We start from the raw sequence: 22,602 nt of genomic DNA, 5'->3' as shown, positions 1-22,602 counted from the left end.
CAGGGGAAGGACCCGAGCGTGCAACAAAGCGAAAAAAAGCGCTGCGCATTATAAGCATTTTTTTTCGTCGGGAACGCCATCCGGACGTCCGTCGGGCCGGCGTGATTGAACGCAATGCGTATTAGAGAGTCCGTAACTCACGGATAGTCATAGGGAATTGGTAGTGCTGCGACTCTTCAATAAAAAAGCCCATGCGTTGCTGGGGATAGATATCAGCTCCACGTCGGTGAAGCTGCTCGAGTTGAGCCGCCAGGGCGACCGATACCGTGTCGAGTCCTACGCGGTCGAGCCGCTGCCGGCCAATGCCGTGGTCGAGAAAAACATCGCCGAGCTCGAAGGGGTGGGCCAGGCGCTGTCCCGGGTGGTGGCCAAGGCCAGGACACCCTTGCGCAGCGTGGCGGTGGCCGTGGCGGGATCGGCCGTCATCACCAAGACCATCGAGATGGATGCCGGGCTGTCCGACGATGACATGGAGAACCAGCTCAAGATCGAGGCCGACCAGTACATTCCTTATCCGCTGGATGAGGTGGCCATCGATTTCGAGGTCCTGGGCGTGTCGCCGCGCAACGCCGAGCGGGTCGAGGTGCTGCTGGCCGCCTGTCGCAAGGAAAACGTCGAGGTGCGCGAGGCCGCGCTGGCACTGGCCGGGTTGGCGGCACGGGTGGTTGACGTCGAAGCCTATGCACTGGAGCGCGCCTTCGGTCTGCTGGCCACTCAGTTGGCCGCTTCCCAGGAGCGATTGACGGTGGCGGTGATCGACATTGGCGCCACCATGACCACCCTGAGCGTGCTGCACAACGGTCGAATCATCTACACCCGTGAGCAATTGTTCGGCGGTCGGCAACTGACCGAGGAGATCCAGCGCCGCTACGGCCTGACATTCGAGCAGGCGGGGCTGGCAAAGAAACAAGGGGGGCTGCCCGACGATTATTCCGGTGAGGTGCTGCAGCCCTTTCGCGAAGCCTTGGTGCAGCAGGTGTCGCGTTCGCTGCAGTTCTTCTTTGCATCGGGCCAGTACAGCGCGGTAGACCACATTCTGCTGGCAGGCGGTACGGCGTCGATCATGGGGCTGGATCGGCTGATCGAGCAGCGCCTCGGCACGCCTACCCAGGTAGCCAACCCGTTCACCAACATGGCCCTTGGCAGTCGGGTCAACGCCGGAGCCCTGGCCAGCGATGCGCCCGCGCTGATGATTGCCTGCGGGCTGGCCCTCAGGAGCTTCGACTGATGGCGCGGATCAACCTGCTTCCCTGGCGCGAAGAGCTGCGCGAGGAACGCCGCAAGCGCTTTTTACTGGCGTTGGCCGGGGCGTTTGTCGGCGCAGTGGGCGTGATATTGATCGCTGTCCAGTACCTGAACAGTGCCATCGATTACCAATTGGCCCGTAACGGCCACATCTCGCAGCAGATCGCGGAGCTGGACGAGCGCATCAAGCAGATCAGCGAATTGAAAGCCCGTCGCCAGCAACTGCTGGAGCGCATGCGCATCATTCAGGACTTGCAGGGTAATCGGCCGGTCAGTGGGCGTATCTTCGACCAGTTGGTGCGTACGTTGCCCGATGGGGTGTATTTCACCGAGGTGAAGATGGAAGACCATACGCTCTCCATCAAGGGCGCCGCGCAGTCGAACAACCGGGTCTCTGACCTGATGCGCAACCTGGACGCATCTGACCTCTTCGATGCCCCGAGCCTGACGGAGGTAAAGGCAACCACGGCCGGCCAGCTCGACCAGGCTAATGTGTTCCAGTTGACGGTTCGCCAGACCCGTCCGGTCGACATGGAGGAGGCCCAATGAGACCGGCGGAGTGGTTCGACGCGCTGCGCAAGATCGATATCAGCGACCTGGACACCAATAACATCGGTTCCTGGCCAATGCCGGTCAAATGGCTGGCCGGTGTCCTGCTGGTAATCCTGATTCTGGGCCTGGGCTATAAAATTGCGCTGAGCGACCTGGAAGATCAGTTGCAACAGGTGCGCGGGGAAGAAGGCACCCTCAAGGCGCAGTTCGCGGGCAAGGCCCATATGGCCGCGAACCTCGAACGCTACACTGAACAAATGAAGCAGATGGAGGCGTCGTTTGGTGTGCTGTTGCGCCAGCTGCCCAGCGACACCGAGGTGCCCGGCCTGTTGGAGGACATCACCCGTACCGGCCTGGGCAGCGGCCTGGAATTCGAAGAGATCAAATTGCTGCCCGAGGCCACCCAACCGTTCTACATCGAGCTGCCGATCCAGATTACCGTGACCGGTGGCTACCATGACCTGGCGACCTTCGTCAGCGGTGTTGCCGGGTTGCCTCGTATCGTCACGCTGCATGATTTCGACATCGCCCCCATGGAGCCCGGCGGGGGGACGAAACTGCGCATGAGCATCCAGGCCAAGACCTACCGCTACAACGAGCAGGAGGCGCAGCCATGATGTCGCTTCGCTGCGTAGGCCTGTTGGCGGGGCTGGTCGTGCTGGCGGGCTGCAGCGGCGGTGATGGCTTCGACGACCTGGACGCCTACATGAACGAGGTGCGCCTGCGCCCGCCCGGCAAGATCGAGCCAATGCCCGTATTCAAGCCCTACGAAACCTTCACCTACAGCGCCGCCAACCTGCGCAGCCCGTTTTCCCGGCAGGTCCCGGTGGACCAGGCCGGCAGGCAACAGGGCTCGCGCAATGTCCGACCCGATCCCAACCGGGTCAAGCAATACCTGGAAGGCTTCAATATCGAGCAGTTTGAAATGGTCGGTACGATCGCCAATGCCGGCGGCTCCTACGCGCTGCTGCGTGGCGCCGGGGGGGTGCATCGGCTCAAGGTCGGTGACTACCTGGGACGCAACGACGGGAGGATCGTCGCCATCAGTGCCACCCAGGTCGATGTGGTCGAGATCGTACCTGACGGCGAAGGGGCCTGGCTGGAGCGACCACGGACCATTCCTTTGAAAGAGCACTCATTAGTGGAATCCCAACAATGAACAGGATTTTGACAGCCTTCGGTATTTCGCTAGGGATAGCGCTGATGTCGCCGATGGTTCTCGCGGCCAGCCTCAAGACGCTGGACGTCGCGGCGTTGCCGGGGGACCGCGTCGAGTTGAAGCTCACCTTCGACGGGCCGCCGCCGACGCCTCGCGGCTATACCACCGAACAACCGGCCCGCATTGCGCTGGACCTGCCCGGGGTCACCAATCAACTGGCGCGCAAGACCCATGACCTGGGTGGCGGCAATGCCCGTAGCGCGACCGTGGTCGAGGCAGGGGATCGCACCCGGCTGATCATCGGTCTTACGCAACTGGCGCCCTATAACGCCCGGGTCGAGGGCAACAACCTGTTCGTGGTGGTCGGAAAAGGCGCTGCTCCCAGGACCACCGTCCCCAGGACGGCTGCTCAGCCCCAAGGGACGGCAGCGACCAGCGCTGCGCCTGCCAGGAGCAACGCGCCGGTGGGCCGGGCCATTCGTGGCGTGGACTTCCAGCGAGGGACCGAGGGCGAAGGCAATGTCGTGATCGACCTGTCGGATCCATCCATTGCCCCTGACATCCAGGAGCGTGAAGGCAAGATCATCCTCAAATTCACCAGGACCCAACTGCCCGAACCGCTGAGGGTACGCCTGGATGTCAAGGATTTCGCCACTCCGGTGCAGTTCGTCAATGCCAGTGCCGGATCGGACCAGGCCACCATCAGCATCGAGCCCGGTGGCACCTACGATTACTCGACCTACCAGACCGACAACCGGCTGACCGTCAGCGTGCGGCCGATGACCGTGGAAGACCTGCAGAAACGCAACAGCGATCGTGCCGCCTACAGCGGTGAGAAACTGTCCCTCAACTTCCAGGACATCGAGGTGCGTTCGGTCCTGCAATTGATCGCCGATTTTACCAACCTGAACCTGGTGGCCAGTGACACGGTGCAGGGCGGCATCACCCTGCGCCTGCAGAATGTGCCGTGGGACCAGGCCCTGGACCTGGTGCTCAAGACCAAGGGGCTGGACAAGCGCAAGGTCGGCAATGTGTTGCTGGTGGCCCCGGCCGACGAAATCGCGGCCCGCGAGCGCCAGGAACTGGAGTCTCAAAAGCAGATCGCCGATCTTGCTCCGTTGCGGCGCGAGCTGCTACAGGTCAACTATGCCAAGGCAGCGGACATCGCCAAGCTGTTCCAGTCGGTGACCAGCGCCGAAGCAAAGGCCGATGAGCGCGGTACCATCACGGTCGACGAGCGAACCAACAACATCATTGCCTACCAGACCCAGGACCGGCTCGACGAGCTGCGGCGGATCGTCGCTCAACTGGACATTCCGGTGCGTCAGGTGATGATCGAGGCACGAATCGTCGAGGCCAACGTCGATTACGACAAGAGCCTGGGCGTGCGCTGGGGCGGTTCGATACAGAACAAGGGTAACTGGAACACCTCCGGGGTCAGCACCGGCAACTCCACCACCATCGGTACGCCGGGCAGTACCAGCACCAACCAGCCGTTCGTGGACATGGGCGCGTCGGGCAATACGTCGGGAATCGGCATCGCGTTCATTACCGACAATGTCCTCCTGGACCTGGAACTGACCGCCATGGAGAAAACCGGAAACGGGGAAATCGTCTCACAGCCCAAGGTGGTGACGTCCGACAAGGAGACGGCGAAAATCCTCAAGGGCACGGAAATTCCGTATCAGGAAGCCAGTTCCAGCGGCGCGACCTCGGTGTCGTTCAAGGAGGCCTCGTTGTCGTTGGAGGTGACGCCACAGATCACCCCCGACAATCGCATCATCATGGAGGTCAAGGTCACCAAGGATGAGCCTGACTACCTGAACAAGGTGCAGGAAGTACCACCCATCAAGAAAAACGAGGTCAACGCCAAGGTGCTGGTCAATGATGGCGAAACCATTGTGATTGGCGGCGTTTTCTCAAATACTCAGAGCAAGGTTGTAGATAAGGTGCCATTTCTTGGCGATGTGCCGTATCTTGGCCGCCTTTTCCGGCGTGATGTGGTTTCGGAGAAAAAATCCGAGCTGCTGGTATTCCTCACTCCGCGTATCATGAACAACCAGGCGATTGCTGTGAGTCGTTGATTCTGTGCGAAATTTGATTCTTGTTGGGCCGATGGGCGCTGGAAAAAGCACCATCGGCCGTTTGCTGGCCAAAGAGCTGCGCCTGCCTTTCAAAGATTCCGACAAGGAAATTGAATTGCGCACGGGCGCCAATATCCCATGGATCTTCGACAAGGAAGGCGAGCCGGGCTTTCGTGATCGTGAGCAGGCGATGATCGCCGAGCTGTGCGCATTCGATGGCGTGGTGCTGGCCACCGGTGGTGGCGCAGTGATGCGCGAGGCCAATCGTCGGGCGCTTCACGCGGGCGGACGAGTGGTCTACCTGCATGCTTCCGTCGAACAGCAGGTCGGTCGTACCGCCCGGGATCGCAATCGTCCTCTGTTACGCACCGCCGACCCGGCCAAGACCCTGCGGGACTTGCTGGAACTGCGCGATCCGCTGTATCGCGAGATCGCCGATGTGGTGGTGGAAACCGATGAGCGGCCACCGCGTATGGTGGTGCTGGACATTCTCGAGCGCCTGCAGCAGTTGCCCCCCCGTTAATGCACCACGGGAAATGCGCTATCCTCGGCGTCTCGTCCTGGCTGCCAGGGGCGCGTCGAAGGCCATCCCGTGGTGTCATGGCAAGCACTGGGACCTGTGGCGAGGGGATTTATCCCCGTTGGGCACTTTCGTTAATTGCAGGCAGGACGCCTGATTCCATCTTCAGCGTGGGGAAACATGCAGACACTTAAGGTCGACCTGGGCGAGCGCAGCTACCCGATTCACATTGGCGAAGGCTTGCTGGACCAGCCGCAGCTGCTGGCGCCGCATATCGCCGGGCGGCAGGTGGCGATCATCTCCAATGAAACCGTCGCCCCGCTGTATCTGGAGCGTCTGGCGCGCAGTCTGTCGGCCTTTTCGGTCATTTCCGTCGTACTGCCCGACGGAGAAGCCTTCAAGAACTGGGAAACCCTGCAACTGATCTTCGACGGCCTGCTGACGGCCCGACATGACCGTCGCACCACGGTCGTGGCCCTGGGGGGCGGCGTGATCGGCGATATGGCCGGTTTCGCCGCTGCCTGCTATCAGCGTGGGGTCGATTTCATCCAGATTCCCACCACGCTGTTGTCGCAGGTCGACTCCTCGGTGGGTGGCAAGACAGGGATCAACCATCCGCTGGGCAAGAACATGATCGGCGCCTTCTATCAGCCCAACGTGGTGCTGATCGATACTGCGACCCTGAAGACTTTGCCTGCCCGCGAGTTGTCTGCAGGGCTGGCGGAAGTCATCAAATATGGCCTGATCTGTGACGAGCCGTTCCTGGGCTGGCTCGAAGAGAACGTCGACCGCTTGCGTGCGCTGGACCAGACCGCCCTGACGTACGCCATCGAGCGCTCCTGCGCCGCCAAGGCGGCGGTGGTGGGCGCCGATGAGCGGGAGTCGGGTGTGCGCGCCACGCTCAACCTGGGTCATACCTTCGGCCACGCCATCGAGACCCATATGGGCTATGGTGTCTGGCTGCACGGCGAGGCAGTCGCGGCCGGCACGGTCATGGCCCTGGAAATGTCCGCGCGCCTGGGCTGGATCAGCCAGCAGGAACGTGATCGCGGCATTCGCCTGTTCCTGCGAGCCGGGCTGCCGGTGGTTCCGCCCGAGGAAATGACCGAAGCCGATTTTCTCGAACATATGTCTGTCGACAAAAAAGTGATCGACGGTCGTCTGCGCCTGGTGCTGCTGCGCCGCATGGGCGAAGCGGTAGTGACCGACGATTATCCGAAAGAGGTTCTACAGGCCACGCTGGGAGCGGATTACCGTGCCCTGGCTCAGCTTAAAGGTTAATAAGATTCCGATGACTAGTTTGCATGCCGACGAGGCTTTCCTCGGCCATTTCCAGTTGAGTCACGACCCTTTCGCTCCACGGGTCCCGGGCTTCAAGTTCTTCCCGGCCCAGCGCAAGCCGGTGCTGGGGCAATTGCATCACCTGGCGCGCTACAGCCAGTTGCTGCTCGTGGTCACCGGTCCCCAGGGCAGTGGCAAGACGTTGCTGCGCCAGGCCCTGGTGGCCAGTACCAACAAGCAATCGGTACAGAGCGTGGTGGTCTCGGCCCGTGGGGCTGGTGACGCCGCTGGTGTGTTGCGCCAGGTGGCCCAGGCGTTGAATGTCGCTCAGGCCGAAATCGGCGCGATTCTCGAGCAGATCGTGCAGTTGGCGCTGACCGGGCAGGAAGTCTATCTGCTGGTGGACGATGCCGAGCAGCTCGACGAGTCCGCCCTCGGGGCCTTGCTCGAGTTGGCGGCCGGCGCGCCGGAAGGTCGCCCCCATGTGTTTCTTTTTGGCGAGCCATCGCTGATCGCCGACCTGGAGCAGTTGCAGCTCGAGGAAGAGCGCTTCCACATCATCGAACTGGCGCCCTACACCGAAGAAGAAACCCGCGAATACCTGGCTCAGCGCCTGGAGGGGGCGGGCCGGGGTATCGAACTTTTCACCGCCGATCAGATCTCTGAGATTCACGAAAGCTCCGACGGCTGGCCTGGCAACATCAATCAGGTCGCCCGCGATGCTTTGATCGAAGTCATGATTGCCAGCCGCTCAGCGGTGAAGCGTCCAAGTATGGGGTTCAACATGCCGAAGAAACACGTATTGGCGATTTCCGCAGTGGTTGTGGTCGCAATCGCGGCTGCCTGGCTGATGCCGGGGCGCAACAAGGCGCCGTCCACGGGCGCACCGGCCAACGAACAGGCCCAGTTGCCCCTGGGCCAGGGTGCGCCACAACCCAACGGTGGTGCCCCGGCGGTGGAATTTGCCGGAAGTACCCAGCCGATGCCGCTGCCGTTGGTCGGCCAGTCGCAACCGGTGATGCGCGGCCCCCTGGCCGAAGCGGCCGGCGGAATCACCGAGGGCGACGACGGTACTGCGCCACCGATCGACGACAGCAGCGACACGCCGCCCACCGTGACCACCACCGCGCCGCCCGTAGGCGTGCCGGCGGGTCCGGCGCCAACGCCAACGCCTGCTCCTGCACCTGCCGTCAAGCCGGCGCCTGCTCCCACCCAGGTGGCTACCGCCAAGCCAGCGCCGGCGCCCACACCCGCTGCCAAGCCCGCGCCGACGCCGGCCGCCAAGCCTGCCACTACCGCGGGCAAGGCCACGGGGGGTAGCTGGTACGCAGGCCAGGCTCCGGGCAACTATGTGGTGCAAATTCTCGGCACCAGCTCCGAGTCTGCTGCGCAAAACTTCGTCAAGGAGCAGGGCGGCGAGTACCGTTATTTCAAGAAAGTGCTCAACGGCAAGCCGCTGTATGTCATCACCTACGGCAGCTTCGCCAGCCGCGATGCAGCTGTTTCCGCCATCAAGGCCTTGCCAGCGAAGGTTCAGGCTGGTAAACCTTGGCCTCGCACTGTCGCCAGCGTCCAACAGGAACTGGCAGCAACTCGCTGAAGATTCGGCGGCCTTACCCAGGCCGCCTCTCCCGGCAACCTCAACATTTCCGCAAGGGCGGGCGACCTTTCCAGGCCGCGCGCCTTGTGGTGTCTGCGTCATAGTAGCGTTTGAGTCGCAGCGGTCGAACCCAAAAAAGTTTTGACTAGCACAGCGTATAGCTTTAAACCTTTCACAAATGCGACATGGATTTGCGACAGTTCGTCGTCAAATTTGTGGGCGCCTGTGTCGGCATGTACAATGACCACCCTTTTGCCCCCGCAAAGCCGGCGTACGTTCGGCGCGATATGCAACTGGTTGAATTGAAAAGAAATTTGTCTCGATAAGAGGCAGCCTGGTGAGAAAGTGTCTATGAAAGCAGGTCTGTACCAACCCGATGAGTTCAAGGATAACTGCGGTTTTGGCCTGATAGCCCACATGCAGGGCGAACCCAGCCATACCCTTTTGCAAACCGCCATTGAGGCCCTGACCTGCATGACCCACCGCGGTGGGATCAACGCTGACGGCAAGACCGGCGACGGTTGTGGCTTGCTGATTCAAAAGCCTGATGAGTTCCTGCGTGCCGTTGCCCAGGAAACGTTTGGTGTGACCCTGCCCAAGCAGTACGCCGTGGGCATGGTGTTTTTCAACCAGGATCCGGTGAAGGCCCAGGCGGCTCGCGAAAACATGAATCGCGAGATCCTGGCCGCCGGCCTGCAATTGGTGGGCTGGCGCAAGGTGCCGATCGACACCAGCGTCCTGGGTAGCCTGGCCCTGGCGCGCCTGCCGCAGATCGAGCAAGTGTTCATCGCCGGCGAAGGCCTGAGCGACCAGGAAATGGCGATCAAGCTGTTCAGCTCCCGTCGTCGTTCGTCCGTGGCCAACGCCGCCGACACCGACCACTACATCTGCAGCTTCTCCAACAAGACCATCATCTATAAAGGCCTGATGATGCCGGCGGACCTTACCGCCTTCTATCCGGACCTGAGCGACGAGCGCCTGAAGACCGCGATCTGCGTATTCCACCAGCGCTTCTCCACCAACACCTTGCCGAAATGGCCGCTGGCCCAGCCGTTCCGCTTCCTCGCCCACAACGGCGAGATCAACACCATCACCGGCAACCGCAACTGGGCCCAGGCCCGTCGCACCAAGTTCGCCAATGACCTGATGCCGGACCTGGACGAACTTGGCCCACTGGTCAACCGCGTAGGTTCGGACTCTTCGAGCATGGACAACATGCTCGAACTGATGGTGACCGGCGGCATCGACCTGTTCCGTGGCGTGCGCATGCTGGTGCCGCCGGCCTGGCAGAACGTCGAAACCATGGACCCGGACCTGCGGGCTTTCTACGAGTACAACTCCATGCACATGGAGCCGTGGGACGGCCCGGCCGGTATCGTGATGACCGACGGTCGCTACGCCGTGTGCCTGCTGGACCGTAACGGTCTGCGCCCGGCGCGCTGGGTCACTACCAGCAACGGTTTCATCACCCTGGCTTCGGAAATCGGTGTCTGGAACTACCAGCCCGAAGACGTCATCGCCAAGGGCCGCGTAGGCCCGGGCCAGATCTTTGCCGTGGACACCGAAACCGGCCAGATCCTCGACACCGACGCTATCGACAACCGCCTCAAGTCCCGTCATCCCTACAAGCAATGGCTGCGCAAGAATGCCCTGCGCATCCAGGCGACCATGGAAGATAACGACCATGGCTCGGCGTTCTACGATGTCGATCAGCTCAAGCAGTACATGAAGATGTACCAGGTCACGTTCGAAGAGCGTGACCAGGTGCTGCGTCCGTTGGGCGAGCAGGGCTACGAAGCGGTCGGCTCCATGGGCGACGACACGCCGATGGCGGTGCTGTCGCAGCGCGTGCGCACGCCGTACGACTACTTCCGCCAACAGTTCGCTCAGGTGACCAACCCGCCGATCGACCCGCTGCGCGAAGCGATCGTCATGTCGCTGGAAATCTGCCTGGGCGCCGAGCGCAACATCTTCCAGGAATCGCCGGAGCACGCCTCGCGGGTGATCCTGAGCTCGCCGGTCATTTCCCCGGCCAAGTGGCGTTCGTTGACCAACCTTGACCGCCCAGGCTTTGCGCGCCAGGTCATCGACTTGAACTACGACGAAAGCGTCGGCCTGGAAGCGGCCATCCGCAACGTCGCCGATCAGGCTGAGGAAGCCGTGCGCGCCGGTCGCACCCAGATCGTGCTCAGCGACCGCCACATCATGCCGGGCAAGCTGCCGATCCACGCTTCGCTGGCCACCGGTGCGGTGCACCATCGCCTGACCGAAAAAGGCCTGCGCTGCGATTCCAACATCTTGGTGGAAACTGCCACCGCCCGCGATCCGCATCATTTCGCGGTGTTGATCGGCTTTGGTGCTTCGGCGGTGTATCCGTTCCTGGCCTATGAAGTACTGGGTGACCTGATCCGTACCGGTGAAGTGCTGGGTGACCTCTATGAGGTGTTCAAGAACTACCGCAGGGGCATCACCAAGGGGCTGCTCAAGATCCTGTCCAAGATGGGTATCTCGACCATCGCGTCGTATCGCGGTGCGCAGCTGTTCGAGGCCATCGGCCTGTCCGAGGAGGTGTGCGAGCTGAGTTTCCGTGGCGTGCCGAGCCGCATCAAGGGCGCGCGTTTCGTCGACATCGAAGCCGAGCAGAAGGCCCTGGCCGCCGAAGCCTGGAGTCCGCGCAAGCCGATCCAGCAGGGTGGCCTGCTGAAGTTCGTCCATGGTGGCGAATACCACGCCTACAACCCGGACGTGGTCAACACCCTGCAGGCCGCCGTGCAGCAGGGCGACTACGCCAAGTTCAAGGAATACACGTCGCTGGTGGACAACCGTCCGGTGTCGATGATCCGCGACCTGCTCAAGGTCAAGACCCTGGACACGCCGCTGGACATCAGCGAAGTGGAGCCGCTTGAATCGGTGCTCAAGCGCTTCGATTCCGCCGGCATCTCCCTGGGTGCGTTGTCGCCTGAGGCTCACGAAGCCCTGGCCGAAGCCATGAACCGTCTCGGTGCGCGTTCCAACTCCGGTGAAGGCGGTGAGGACCCGGCGCGCTACGGCACCATCAAGAGCTCGAAAATCAAGCAGGTCGCCACCGGCCGCTTCGGTGTGACACCGGAGTACCTGGTCAACGCCGAGGTGCTGCAGATCAAGGTTGCCCAAGGCGCCAAGCCCGGCGAGGGCGGTCAGTTGCCGGGCGGCAAGGTCAATGGTCTGATCGCCAAGCTGCGTTATGCGGTACCTGGCGTGACGCTGATCTCGCCGCCACCGCATCACGACATCTATTCGATCGAAGACCTGTCGCAACTGATCTTCGACCTCAAACAGGTAAACCCGAAGGCCCTGGTCTCGGTGAAACTGGTAGCGGAGGCCGGCGTCGGTACCATCGCCGCCGGTGTCGCCAAGGCCTATGCCGACCTGATCACCATCTCCGGCTACGACGGCGGCACCGGTGCATCACCGCTGACGTCCATCAAATATGCCGGCGCGCCGTGGGAGCTGGGCCTGGCGGAAACCCACCAGACCCTGCGTGGCAACGACCTGCGTGGCAAGGTCCGGGTGCAGACCGACGGTGGCCTGAAAACCGGCCTGGACGTGATCAAGGCCGCCATCCTCGGCGCCGAGAGCTTCGGCTTCGGTACCGCGCCGATGATTGCCCTGGGTTGCAAATACCTGCGCATCTGTCACCTGAACAACTGCGCCACCGGCGTGGCGACCCAGAACGAGAAGCTGCGCAAGGATCACTACATCGGCACCGTCGACATGGTGGTGAACTTCTTCACCTACGTGGCCGAAGAAACCCGTGAATGGCTGGCGAAGCTGGGCGTGCGCTCGCTCGAAGAACTCATCGGCCGTACCGATCTGCTGGAAGTGATCGAGGGCCAGACTGCCAAGCAGCATCATCTGGACCTGACCCCGTTGCTGGGCAGCGAGCATATTCCGGCGGACAAACCACAGTTCTGCCAAGTGGACCGCAACCCGCCGTTCGACAAGGGCGAGCTGGCCGAGAAGATGGTCGCGATGGCCGCTTCGGCGATCAACGACCTGAGCGGTGCCGAGTTCGAACTGGACATCTGCAACTGCGATCGTTCCATCGGCGCGCGGATCTCCGGCGAAATCGCTCGCAAGCATGGCAACCAGGGCATGGCCCAGGCGCCGATCACGTTCCGCTTCAAGGGCACGGCGGGCCAGAGCTTCGGCGTCTGGAACGCCGGCGGCCTGAACCTGTACCTGGAAGGCGACGCCAACGACTATGTCGGCAAGGGCATGACCGGCGGCAAGCTGGTCATCGTTCCGCCCAAAGGCAGCGCCTATAAGACTCAGGACAGTGCCATCATCGGCAACACCTGCCTGTACGGCGCCACCGGCGGCAAGCTGTTCGCCGCCGGCACCGCGGGCGAGCGTTTCGCCGTGCGCAACTCCGGGGCCCACACTGTGGTGGAAGGCACTGGCGATCACTGCTGCGAGTACATGACCGGTGGTTTCGTCTGTGTACTGGGCAAGACCGGTTACAACTTCGGCTCTGGCATGACCGGCGGTTTCGCCTATGTGCTTGACCAGGACAACACCTTCGTTGACCGGGTCAACCACGAACTGGTGGAAATCCAGCGGATCAGCGGCGAGGCCATGGAAGCCTACCGCAGCCACCTGCAACGCGTACTGGACGAGTATGTCGAGGAAACCCAGAGTGAGTGGGGGCGTGAACTCGCCGAAAACCTCGACGACTATGTGCGTCGCTTCTGGCTGGTCAAGCCCAAGGCTGCCAACCTCAAGTCGTTGCTTTCCAGCACCCGTGCCAACCCGCAGTGATATGCGCCTGAAGAGTTTGATGAGGTTTTAATAATGGCTGAACGTCTGAATAACGACTTCCAGTTCATCGATGTCGGGCGCAAGGATCCGAAGAAGAAACTGTTGCGTCAACGCAAGAAAGAATTCGTGGAAATCTACGAGCCTTTCAAACCCCAACAGTCGGCCGACCAGGCCCACCGTTGCCTGGGTTGCGGTAACCCGTACTGCGAATGGAAGTGCCCGGTGCACAACTTCATTCCCAACTGGTTGAAGCTGGTGGCCGAGGGCAACATCCTCCAGGCCGCCGAGCTGTCTCACCAGACCAACACCCTGCCGGAAGTCTGCGGCCGGGTGTGCCCGCAGGACCGTCTGTGCGAAGGTGCGTGCACCTTGAACGACGGTTTCGGCGCGGTGACCATCGGTTCGGTGGAGAAGTACATCACCGACACCGCGTTCGCCATGGGCTGGCGTCCGGACATGTCCAAGGTCAAGCCGACCGGCAAGCGCGTGGCGATCATCGGTGCCGGCCCGGCGGGCCTGGGCTGTGCCGACGTGCTGGTGCGCGGCGGCGTGACCCCGGTGGTGTTCGACAAGAATCCGGAAATCGGAGGTCTGCTGACCTTCGGCATCCCCGAGTTCAAGCTGGAAAAGACCGTTCTGAGCAACCGTCGCGAAGTCTTCACCGGCATGGGCATCGAGTTCCGCCTGAACACTGAGGTGGGCAAGGATGTGACCATGGAACAACTGCTCGAGGAATACGATGCGGTGTTCATGGGCATGGGCACCTACACCTACATGAAGGGCGGTTTTGCCGGTGAGGACCTGCCGGGCGTGTATGACGCGCTGGACTTCCTGATCGCCAACGTCAACCGCAACCTGGGCTTTGAAAAGTCGCCGGAAGATTTCGTCGACATGAAGGGCAAGAAGGTCGTGGTCCTGGGCGGTGGCGACACGGCGATGGACTGCAACCGCACCTCGATCCGCCAGGGCGCCAAGTCGGTGACCTGCGCCTACCGTCGTGACGAAGCCAACATGCCCGGCTCGCGCAAAGAGGTGAAGAACGCCAAGGAAGAAGGCGTGAAGTTTCTCTACAACCGCCAGCCGATTGCTATCGTCGGTGAAGACAAGGTCGAAGGCGTGAAGGTGGTCGAGACCCGTCTCGGCGAACCGGACGCCCGTGGCCGTCGTAGTCCCGAGCCGATCCCGGGCTCCGAAGAAATCATCCCGGCCGACGCCGTGGTGATTGCCTTCGGCTTCCGCCCGAGCCCGGCGCCGTGGTTCGAGCAGTTCAGCATCCAGACCGACAGCCAGGGCCGTGTCGTGGCCCCGGAGCAGGGCCAGTACAAGCACCAGACCAGCAACCCGAAGATCTTCGCCGGTGGCGACATGGTGCGTGGTTCGGACCTGGTGGTGACGGCGATCTTCGAAGGCCGCAATGCGGCGGAAGGGATCCTGGATTATCTGCAAGTCTGACCAGACGACACACAACCCTAATGTGGGAGCGGGCTTGCTCGCGAATGCGGTGTATCAGTTGATAAATATGTTGCCTGACACACCGCTTTCGCGAGCAAGCCCGCTCCCACAGGTTTTTGTGGAGTTGCCAGAAACCGGGCTCCACCGCGACAAATTGCCCCGATAGATAAAAGGCACGGCTCTCGCCGTGCCTTTTGCGTCGCGCTCTGAGAAAATGCCCGCACTTTTTTTCCGGATGCCGACATGACTGCCCTGAAGAACGACCGTTTCCTTCGCGCCCTGCTCAAGCAACCCGTTGACGTCACCCCGGTGTGGATGATGCGCCAGGCCGGTCGCTACCTGCCCGAGTACCGCGCCAGCCGCGCCAAGGCCGGCGACTTCATGAGCCTGTGCATGAACCCGCAGTTCGCTTGCGAGGTTACGCTGCAACCGCTGGATCGCTATCCGCAGCTGGACGCGGCGATCCTGTTTTCCGACATCCTGACCATTCCCGACGCCATGGGCCAGGGCTTGTACTTCGAGACCGGTGAAGGTCCGCGTTTCAAGAAAGTCGTCAGCACCCTGGCCGACATCGAGGCCTTGCCGATCCCCGATCCGCAAAAGGACCTGGGCTACGTCATGGACGCGGTCAGCACCATCCGCCGTGAACTCAACGGTCGCGTGCCGCTGATCGGCTTCTCCGGTAGCCCCTGGACCCTGGCGACCTACATGGTCGAGGGCGGTTCGTCCAAGGACTTCCGCAAGACCAAGGCCATGCTCTACGACAACCCACAAGCCATGCACCTGTTGCTGGACAAGCTGGCGCAGTCGGTCACGTCCTACCTCAATGGCCAGATCCTGGCCGGCGCGCAAGCGGTGCAGATCTTCGATACCTGGGGCGGCAACCTGTCGGCAGCGGCGTATCAGGAGTTCTCCCTGGCCTACATGCGCAAGATTGTCAGTGGCCTGATCCGCGAGCACGAAGGTCGCCAGGTACCGGTGATCCTGTTCACCAAGAACGGCGGTTTGTGGCTCGAAAGTATCGCCGATGCCGGTGCCGACGCCCTGGGCCTGGACTGGACCTGCGACATCGGCAACGCCCGTGCGCGCGTCGGCGACAAGGTCGCGCTGCAAGGCAACATGGACCCGACCGTGCTCTACGCCAAACCTGAGGCTATCCGCGCTGAAGTCGGACGCATCCTGGCCAGCTACGGCAAGGGCAGTGGCCATGTGTTCAACCTGGGTCATGGCATTACGCCGGAAGTCGACCCGGAACACGCCGGTGCGTTCCTGCGGGCGGTGCATGAATTGTCGGCGCAGTATCACGACTGATTACAACGCCTTGAACAAGATCGCGGCCTGCGTCCGCTTCTACTCAGAGTGAATCTGTAGAAGCGGACGCAGGCCGCGATCTTTTGCTTCAGGCGCTTATATTTTCCAATGGTGGCAGCTTCGCCAGTTTCACCGCTACCAGCAACGCCACCATCAGCAGCGTGGCAATGAACAGGCCGATGCCGTTCCAACCGCCGAGGTGCCAGGCCACGCCGCCTGCGGTACCCGCGACGCTCGACCCGGCGTAATAGCTGAACAGATAAAGTGACGAAGCCTGGCCCTTGGCTTTAAGGGCGCGGCGACCGATCCAGCTGCTGGCGACCGAATGTGCACCGAAGAAGCCGAAGGTGAACACCAGCATACCCACGATCACCACCGACAGCGGCGTCACCATGGTCAAGGCGAGGCCAGCCAGCATCAGTGCGATAGTCACCCAGAGCATCTTGCGCCGACCGACCTTGTCAGCCAGCGCACCGACTTTCGCCGAACTGTAGATCCCCGACAAGTACACCACCGACAGCAACCCGACGAACGCCTGATCCAGATGATAGGGCGCGGCCAGCAGCCGGTAGCCGATGTAGTTGAATAACGTCACGAACGCGCCCATCAAGACAAAGGCTTCGAGGAACAACAACGGCAAACCGGCATCGCGAAAGTGCAGGGTGAAACCGTCCAACAGGCTGCGTGGATGCAGCGAGCGTGGGCGGAAGTTGCGCGACTCTGGCAGGATCCGCCAGAACACCGCCGCGGCAATCAGTGCGAGGCCGCCGATCACCAGCATTGCGGTATGCCAGCTGACGAAATCGATCAAAACACCGGCGATCAGCCGCCCGCACATGCCGCCGATGGCGTTGCCGGCGATATACAGTCCCATCGCCAGGCCGATGTGCCTGGGGTGGATTTCTTCGCTCAGGTAGGTCATCGCGACCGCTGCCAGCCCGCTCAATGACAACCCTACGAGGGCACGCAATACCAGCACGCCGTGCCAGGTCGGCATCATCGCGCTGGCAATCGTGCACAGCGCCGCAGCGAACAGTGCGGCGACCATCACTGGTTTGCGGCCGATGCGATCGGAAATCGGACCGGTGATCAACAGGCCGATGGCGAGCAGGCCGGTCGCCACCGACAGGATCAGGCTGCTCTGGGCGGCGTTGATGGAAAACTCCGACGACAGCAACGGCATCATCGGCTGCACACAATACAACAGGGCAAAAGTCGCGAAGCCTCCGCAAAACAGCGCGAGTACCGTGTGCATGAACATCGCGGTGCCTTTTTCGATGTAGATGTCTTTCAGTTCGGCAGCGACTTCGTCCTGTATGCGAGGGGGGATTTCATGGGCCAGCGGAGCGACAACGGTTTTCACGATGAACCTCGGGAGAGCACGGCCAGGCAGGCAATGAAAAAAGCATATAGCCGGCTAATGTTTCTATCCAATATATTGTTCGACCTGTTTAAGACGTTCAGCGACTTATTGGGATGCCTATGGAATTGCGTCATCTGCGTTACTTCATTGCCGTGGCCGAGGAACTGCATTTTGGCCGTGCCGCGCTGGCGCTGGGCATCTCCCAGCCACCCTTGAGCCAGCAGATCCAGGCACTGGAACAAGAGATCGGTGCGCGATTGTTCGAGCGCACCAATCGTCGGGTCGAGCTGAGCGAGGCTGGGCGGTTGTTCCTGGAAGAGGCGCGTCGGGTGTTGGCCCAGGTCGATAAGGCGGCTGACGTGGCCCGCCGCGCTCAGTTGGGTGAGCTGGGGGAACTGAAGATCGGTTTCACCTCCTCGGCGCCGTTCAATTCCACCATTCCCCAAGCGATTTTCACCTTCCGCCAACGTTATCCCGCCGTGCATTTGACCTTGCGGGAAATGAGCAGTACCCAAGTGGCCGACGCACTGATGGACGAAACGATCGAGGTCGGCATCATGCGTCCCTTGCCACTGCCCGATAGCCTGGGCGTCATTGAACTGAGCCGCGAGCCGCTGGTGGCTGTGCTCAGCGCCAAACATCCACTGGCCCAGGGCAACAAAAAAGGACTGTTTCTCTCGGCGTTGGCCCAGGAACCCTTCGTGTTCTTTCCCCGCAGCTACGGCAGCGGCCTGTATGCACAACTCCTGAACCTGGCACGAGATGCCGGCTTCAGTCCGCATTTCGCCCAGGAAGCTGGAGAAGCCATGACCATCATCGGTCTGGTGGCGGCGGGGCTGGGCGTCTCGGTGTTGCCAGCCTCCTACCAGCGGATGCGAATCGATGGCGTGGTCTATCTACCGCTGCTCGATCCGGCGGCAGTCTCGGCGGTGTGGTTGGTACAGCGCAAGGACCAGCGTTCGCCGATGGCGAAGGGGTTTGTGGCGTTGTTGACCAGCGATACCGAAACCTCCTGACCTGTCTGTCAATATCGTCCGAGATCCTCATTCTCCAACAAGCCCCCAGCCTGCAGGGGCTTGTGTTTGCTCGCGTATTGTTATTCAACCCTCCCAGACCGTCGCAGGTTTATTGACGTGGTAGTCATAGAAACCCTGCAGCGTCCAGGTATCGCCCTTGCGTTCGAACGCCGCACGCCATGCGCCTCTGCCGCTTCCGGGGGAGAGCTGGGCCATGTCATACCAATAGTATTTGTGGATTCGCTTGGTGGTTGCCCTGCCGGCGCGAATGTCGTCCATGATCTCCGTGATTTTGGTCTTGGCCGCGTCCGGGAAGCTGTTATAGGACATCTGTGTTTCCGCCAGGGTGCTGGCGCTTACGACGAACGTATCCTTGACCGGCGATGTTTCCGGCGGGGTTGCAGGCGTGCTGACGGTCGGGGTCTTGCCAGGTACTTTTTTCGAAGGGACCTGGGTCATCACCTCGATATCGAAAGTGTCGTAGTTGGAAAGTTTTTTATTGAAATCGGTGATGTCCTCCTGAGTTACCAGCAGGGTTTTGCGCAGCGATTTGCCTTTGTTGACGATGAGATAGGGAATCTTATTGTTGCGGATCTCCGTCAAGAGTCCGGGCTTGTGTCGTTTCTTCATTTCTTCCCTGAAGATTTCCAGCTTCTTGCTCTTGTACACCGCAAAGTTTTCAGGCGTTTCCTTGTACTTTCTCTTTGCGGCGTCGACGTCAGGTCCTTCCCCGGGGAAGTCGGTCCCCAGCTCGGTCCAGACTCTTTGTTCGGCGGCGGCCACCACGTCATTGATATCCGCCTGTATCTTGGTCATTGCGGCTTTCTTCTTGCCCTGTTCAGGAATGATCGTGACGAACAGTGCACCGGTGAGGTTGTCGGGCAGGGACGACATCATCATCTTGAAATTGCCTTCACGGTCGAAAAGCTCACGCCTGAGCGGCAGTGTCATGTCGAAGATTCGGATTTTCTGGGCCGAGTTGAGTGGCACGCCTTGGGTCTGGAGGTCCTGGGTACAGTAATCGACGGCTTGCCAAACGTTGTATTTGTACATCAGGTTTTCATGGTGGGTCTTATGGGGCGTGAAGCTGCGCAGTCCTTTGTTTATGGCGTCTATCCGTGAGCGATAGGTGTTTATGTCGTCGAGGCCGAGGTCGCTCATGCTCTCGCGCAGGATGCGCTCGGCCAGTTCGTCGGGCATCGAGTGGATGACTTTTCTCGCGATGGAGAGCACCTTGCGGGAGGGCCAGTGATGATCCACCAGGACCCCTTCGACCAAGGCGTTGTAGGTTTTGCGCTGCGCGGTCTCCGGGGTCCGGCTGAACGGGTTCTGCAGGTTTCCGCCACCGAGCAGTCGCAGCGGTTCCTGGAGTTGCCAGCGACCGTTTTTCCAGGCCACCCTTCGCTGGTTCGACCGGTTGTTGGACGCGTAGATAATCTGCTCGCCTTCCTGTATCGCGGTCTTGCAATAGTCCTTGCCCAGCTTCAGGTAGCCTTGCCCGCCGGCGTCCCGATACCGGTCACGTCCTTCGGGCACCCAACCCTTGCCATTGAAGCCTTTCAGAACGAAGGGTTCCAGCTCGGGGGCCGGCATGCGAGGCAGCGAGGACAGCATCGGGCGCCCCATGCTGCGACGACGCGCCGCGCCGGCCATGATCAGATCCTGTCCGGCCTCTGCCAGCACATCGCCCAATCCGCTGATAAAGTCTTGCGCCCACTGACTGAAGCTGCCGCCTTCATCCTGGACCGCCGATACCGCGGCACCGCCCGCCATGGTCGGCAGGATCGCGCGGCCCAGCACTCCGCCCAGGCGGCCGGCGTAAAACATGGCCATTGCGCCGGTCAATAACGCGACACCCTTGCGACGTCCGTCCTGTGCCGCGGCGCTGTCGCGTTCGGCATTGCTCACGATCAGCGAACCCGCGGTCTGGAGCGCGTGGGTGATCTGGGTCTCATGCAGTGCCTTGAACAGGTTTTCCTTGACCACGGGCGAATAGACATTCGACGCAAAATCATCCTGGACCCTGTGTTTTATCCACGAGAAGCTCGGTTGCGTAATCTTCTTGATCTGCTCGTTGAGCGTCAGGTTTTCCGATGCAGGGACCAGGCTGGCCAGTTGATCGGCCTGTTCCGGCAGTGGCAGTTGCGAGATCAGCCAGCGGGTCATTTCCAGCGTGGCGGTAAGCGTTTGCACCAAGGCTGTTTCCAACGCTCGATCACTGTTCGCATCGACGTCCCTGAATGTTTTGCCGTCCGGTGCCCCCGGGGTGTACAGCGTCAGCGAGGGGCGGCTCGCCAGTGTCTTGACCCCGAATACAAGGATTTCCTTCAGCACGCTGCGGCCCCATTGAATCTGTCGGACCACCACCTCGTGGCCGTTGACCTGTCGACGGCCTTGCGGCTCCGGGCTGTCCAGCGCGGTCAGCACCAGGTTGAGTCCGGTCTTGTCCTTGTCATGCCTCAAGTCGCCGGAGATATGGGCGGCCCAGGCCTGGGCGCGCATCTGTCTGGCTTTCACAGCCATCCATTGCGGCTGGCGACTGCGCGCTGCCAGTTGCAGTTCGGCCGGTAGCCGGGTGCCTACGTTCGCTCGCTCGATGACATGCACGATCTGCGCGAAGCTCAGTGGTCCTTCCACGGTTACGTGAGCGGCATTGCGTTCGTCCGGGGTCAGGTTGGACATCGCCCACTGCGTCATGGAACGGCGGTCATCGACTATGGCTTTGACCTTGTCCAGCGCTACGCCTGAGCCAAATGGCGATTCACCTGTCGGCGCGTGTGGATCGAGGACCTGCTTGCGGATACTCAGGATGATTCGGTCAGGGTCGGCCGGGACGTGCTTTTCCTTGATGAACCGGACAAGCAGTCCACGAACCCGCTCCTGGAGCGCGTCCTGGGTGGCCAGGGTCACCGGATCCGGTGATGGCGACACGTCTTCCAGGGTTTTTTGTAGATCCTGCACCGCTCTCCACCACGCCACGCGGTCGCTGCCAGTGACGTTCGGATTGCCATGCAGCCAGTCATCCAGTTTTTTCTGGTTCAATCGCAGTTCGCGCTCGTCCATGACCCCCGCCAGGTCCAGCCTGTCGCCGATGCTCGCCGTGGCGTCCATCCTGCTGACCCATCCGCTGAGTTTTTCGCCTTCGGCCGGGCCGTCCAGCAAGACATCATTCAGGGCTGCCTTCTGAGTCGCCCGCAAGTCCGCGACCAGATGGGCGAGGAAGTTCTCGGCCACAGGGGTGATGCCCACCCTGTCAGCGGCGCCAGCCTCTTTTTTCAGGCCGGCTTTCAGTGCTGCCAGGTCCCCGTGGATCTCCAGCGGGTCGCCCGGGCTGTACAACACCGCGTGTCCCGGATGGTCGTTGCTGTCGTGTTGGGTAAGTGCGATGGCAGAGCTCAGCGGTACGCTGAATCCCCATCCCTCGGGCGTAATGTCCGCAACGTAGACGCCGGGTCGCAAACGCTCTGCAATGCTGGCGCGAGACGGCGCGTCCAGGGCCGCCAGCGCCAGGTCTGCCACCGCCTTATGCATCTGCAGGCTCAGCGTCCCGTCCAGGAGATGAAGATCGACCTGGGCCTTGAGTTGTGTACCGAACTGCAGCGCCAGCCAGTCGCCGACGTGGTGTCCCTGGCTGAACCCGGCAGGTTTGTCCCAGAAGTCATTCAATGCCTGCGTCAGTAGCTGCCCGAAGGATGCCGCCAGGGTGCCGACCATTCGCCTGAGTTCTTCCTTTGCGCTACGGCTGTTCAGCGCTGGCAACATTTGCGTGGTTTCGCCCTGATTCGCGATGACATCGATGTCGTCCAGTTCGAGGAAAAATTCGCGCGTATCGACCTTGCCGGCGATGGTCCGCCAGACCAGCGTGTCGAGGGCCACCGTGTCCGTCACCCGGCGTGTGACGGGCCCTTCGTTGGTGCGCTCGGTTGGAGGAATAGCCTCTTCTCGTCGTGTGTACACGGCCAGTTCATTGACGTGCACGTTGTCCGCCAAGGCGGGAAAGGTGTGTTTGAACCAGTAGTCCAGATGCTGCTTCGCGATTTGCGAAGCCCGCGGAATGGCATCGTTCAAGCGGATCATCTGCTGTTGCGATGCCGTGAGTCGGTTCGTCAACGCAGCGCTATCGGCCTGGGGCGAGCTGAAAGAGGGAGTGGATGGATTGTTGTCCGGCATGTGCTCTTCCTGAGTTGTTTTCGGAAGAGCAACCTATTGGAGTGGCGCC

General features: G+C 61.4%; 14 protein-coding genes. 12 read left to right on the top strand and 2 right to left on the bottom strand.

Going from position 1 to position 22,602, the window contains the following annotated elements:
* The first annotated feature begins 163 nt into the window (after positions 1–163).
* From EGM97_RS14705 to hemE, 11 genes are all read left to right on the top strand, one after another.
* Positions 164–1,228, top strand: a complete 1,065-nt coding sequence (locus EGM97_RS14705; RefSeq protein WP_238961214.1) for a type IV pilus assembly protein PilM — start codon at positions 164–166, stop codon at positions 1,226–1,228.
* Positions 1,228–1,794 (top strand): PilN domain-containing protein, encoded by a 567-nt coding sequence (locus tag EGM97_RS14700; RefSeq protein ID WP_238961212.1) that lies wholly within the window; start codon positions 1,228–1,230, stop codon positions 1,792–1,794. Before EGM97_RS14705 ends, EGM97_RS14700 begins: the two co-directional genes overlap by 1 nt.
* Positions 1,791–2,414, top strand: a complete 624-nt coding sequence (gene pilO, locus EGM97_RS14695) for a type 4a pilus biogenesis protein PilO (RefSeq protein ID WP_238961211.1) — start codon at positions 1,791–1,793, stop codon at positions 2,412–2,414. Before EGM97_RS14700 ends, pilO begins: the two co-directional genes overlap by 4 nt.
* Positions 2,411–2,956: a pilus assembly protein PilP gene (locus EGM97_RS14690; RefSeq protein WP_238961210.1), complete on the top strand. Its 546-nt coding sequence runs from the start codon at positions 2,411–2,413 to the stop codon at positions 2,954–2,956. The genes pilO and EGM97_RS14690 overlap by 4 nt, the downstream gene beginning before the upstream one ends.
* Positions 2,953–5,040, top strand: a complete 2,088-nt coding sequence (locus EGM97_RS14685; RefSeq protein ID WP_238961209.1) for a type IV pilus secretin PilQ — start codon at positions 2,953–2,955, stop codon at positions 5,038–5,040. Before EGM97_RS14690 ends, EGM97_RS14685 begins: the two co-directional genes overlap by 4 nt.
* Before the next feature lie 4 nt (positions 5,041–5,044).
* Complete coding sequence (gene aroK, locus EGM97_RS14680) at positions 5,045–5,563, top strand: shikimate kinase AroK (protein WP_053147728.1); 519 nt, start codon at positions 5,045–5,047, stop codon at positions 5,561–5,563.
* Between the two features lie 177 nt (positions 5,564–5,740).
* Entirely contained in the window at positions 5,741–6,841 is a 1,101-nt protein-coding gene (aroB, locus tag EGM97_RS14675; RefSeq protein ID WP_232777145.1) for a 3-dehydroquinate synthase, read from the top strand.
* Between the two features lie 10 nt (positions 6,842–6,851).
* Positions 6,852–8,441 (top strand): AAA family ATPase, encoded by a 1,590-nt coding sequence (locus EGM97_RS14670; RefSeq protein ID WP_238961208.1) that lies wholly within the window; start codon positions 6,852–6,854, stop codon positions 8,439–8,441.
* 351 nt (positions 8,442–8,792) lie between these two features.
* A complete protein-coding gene (gene gltB, locus EGM97_RS14665; RefSeq protein WP_053147721.1) occupies positions 8,793–13,241 on the top strand; it encodes a glutamate synthase large subunit in 4,449 nt (1,482 codons plus the stop codon).
* Between the two features lie 33 nt (positions 13,242–13,274).
* Positions 13,275–14,693: an FAD-dependent oxidoreductase gene (locus EGM97_RS14660; protein ID WP_003196992.1), complete on the top strand. Its 1,419-nt coding sequence runs from the start codon at positions 13,275–13,277 to the stop codon at positions 14,691–14,693.
* 243 nt (positions 14,694–14,936) lie between these two features.
* Entirely contained in the window at positions 14,937–16,004 is a 1,068-nt protein-coding gene (gene hemE, locus EGM97_RS14655; protein WP_238961207.1) for a uroporphyrinogen decarboxylase, read from the top strand.
* 88 nt (positions 16,005–16,092) lie between these two features.
* On the opposite strand, the gene EGM97_RS14650 is transcribed toward hemE, so the two are convergent.
* A complete protein-coding gene (locus EGM97_RS14650) occupies positions 16,093–17,367 on the bottom strand; it encodes an MFS transporter (RefSeq protein ID WP_238961206.1) in 1,275 nt (424 codons plus the stop codon).
* 119 nt (positions 17,368–17,486) lie between these two features.
* On the opposite strand from EGM97_RS14650, the gene EGM97_RS14645 reads away from it, so the two are divergent.
* Complete coding sequence (locus EGM97_RS14645; RefSeq protein WP_238961205.1) at positions 17,487–18,383, top strand: LysR family transcriptional regulator; 897 nt, start codon at positions 17,487–17,489, stop codon at positions 18,381–18,383.
* An 84-nt stretch (positions 18,384–18,467) separates the two neighbouring features.
* On the opposite strand, the gene EGM97_RS14640 is transcribed toward EGM97_RS14645, so the two are convergent.
* Positions 18,468–22,553: a dermonecrotic toxin domain-containing protein gene (locus tag EGM97_RS14640; RefSeq protein WP_238961204.1), complete on the bottom strand. Its 4,086-nt coding sequence runs from the start codon at positions 22,551–22,553 to the stop codon at positions 18,468–18,470.
* Between the last annotated feature and the right edge of the window lie 49 nt (positions 22,554–22,602).

This window comes from Pseudomonas sp. AF32, assembly GCF_022342325.2.
GTDB classification, from domain to species: domain Bacteria; phylum Pseudomonadota; class Gammaproteobacteria; order Pseudomonadales; family Pseudomonadaceae; genus Aquipseudomonas; species Aquipseudomonas uvaldensis.
The sequence above is the reverse complement of the archived record's forward strand: the minus strand, read 5'-3'. Positions and strand labels throughout refer to the sequence as shown.

Coding starts and splice junctions, on each gene's coding strand:
- pilO (WP_238961211.1), top strand. CDS start 1,791: ATGAGACCGGCGGAGTGGTTCGACGCGCTGCGCAAGATCGATATCAGC.
- EGM97_RS14645 (WP_238961205.1), top strand. CDS start 17,487: ATGGAATTGCGTCATCTGCGTTACTTCATTGCCGTGGCCGAGGAACTG.
- hemE (WP_238961207.1), top strand. CDS start 14,937: ATGACTGCCCTGAAGAACGACCGTTTCCTTCGCGCCCTGCTCAAGCAA.
- EGM97_RS14690 (WP_238961210.1), top strand. CDS start 2,411: ATGATGTCGCTTCGCTGCGTAGGCCTGTTGGCGGGGCTGGTCGTGCTG.
- aroB (WP_232777145.1), top strand. CDS start 5,741: ATGCAGACACTTAAGGTCGACCTGGGCGAGCGCAGCTACCCGATTCAC.
- EGM97_RS14640 (WP_238961204.1), bottom strand. CDS start 22,553: ATGCCGGACAACAATCCATCCACTCCCTCTTTCAGCTCGCCCCAGGCC.
- EGM97_RS14660 (WP_003196992.1), top strand. CDS start 13,275: ATGGCTGAACGTCTGAATAACGACTTCCAGTTCATCGATGTCGGGCGC.
- EGM97_RS14670 (WP_238961208.1), top strand. CDS start 6,852: ATGACTAGTTTGCATGCCGACGAGGCTTTCCTCGGCCATTTCCAGTTG.
- gltB (WP_053147721.1), top strand. CDS start 8,793: ATGAAAGCAGGTCTGTACCAACCCGATGAGTTCAAGGATAACTGCGGT.
- EGM97_RS14685 (WP_238961209.1), top strand. CDS start 2,953: ATGAACAGGATTTTGACAGCCTTCGGTATTTCGCTAGGGATAGCGCTG.
- EGM97_RS14700 (WP_238961212.1), top strand. CDS start 1,228: ATGGCGCGGATCAACCTGCTTCCCTGGCGCGAAGAGCTGCGCGAGGAA.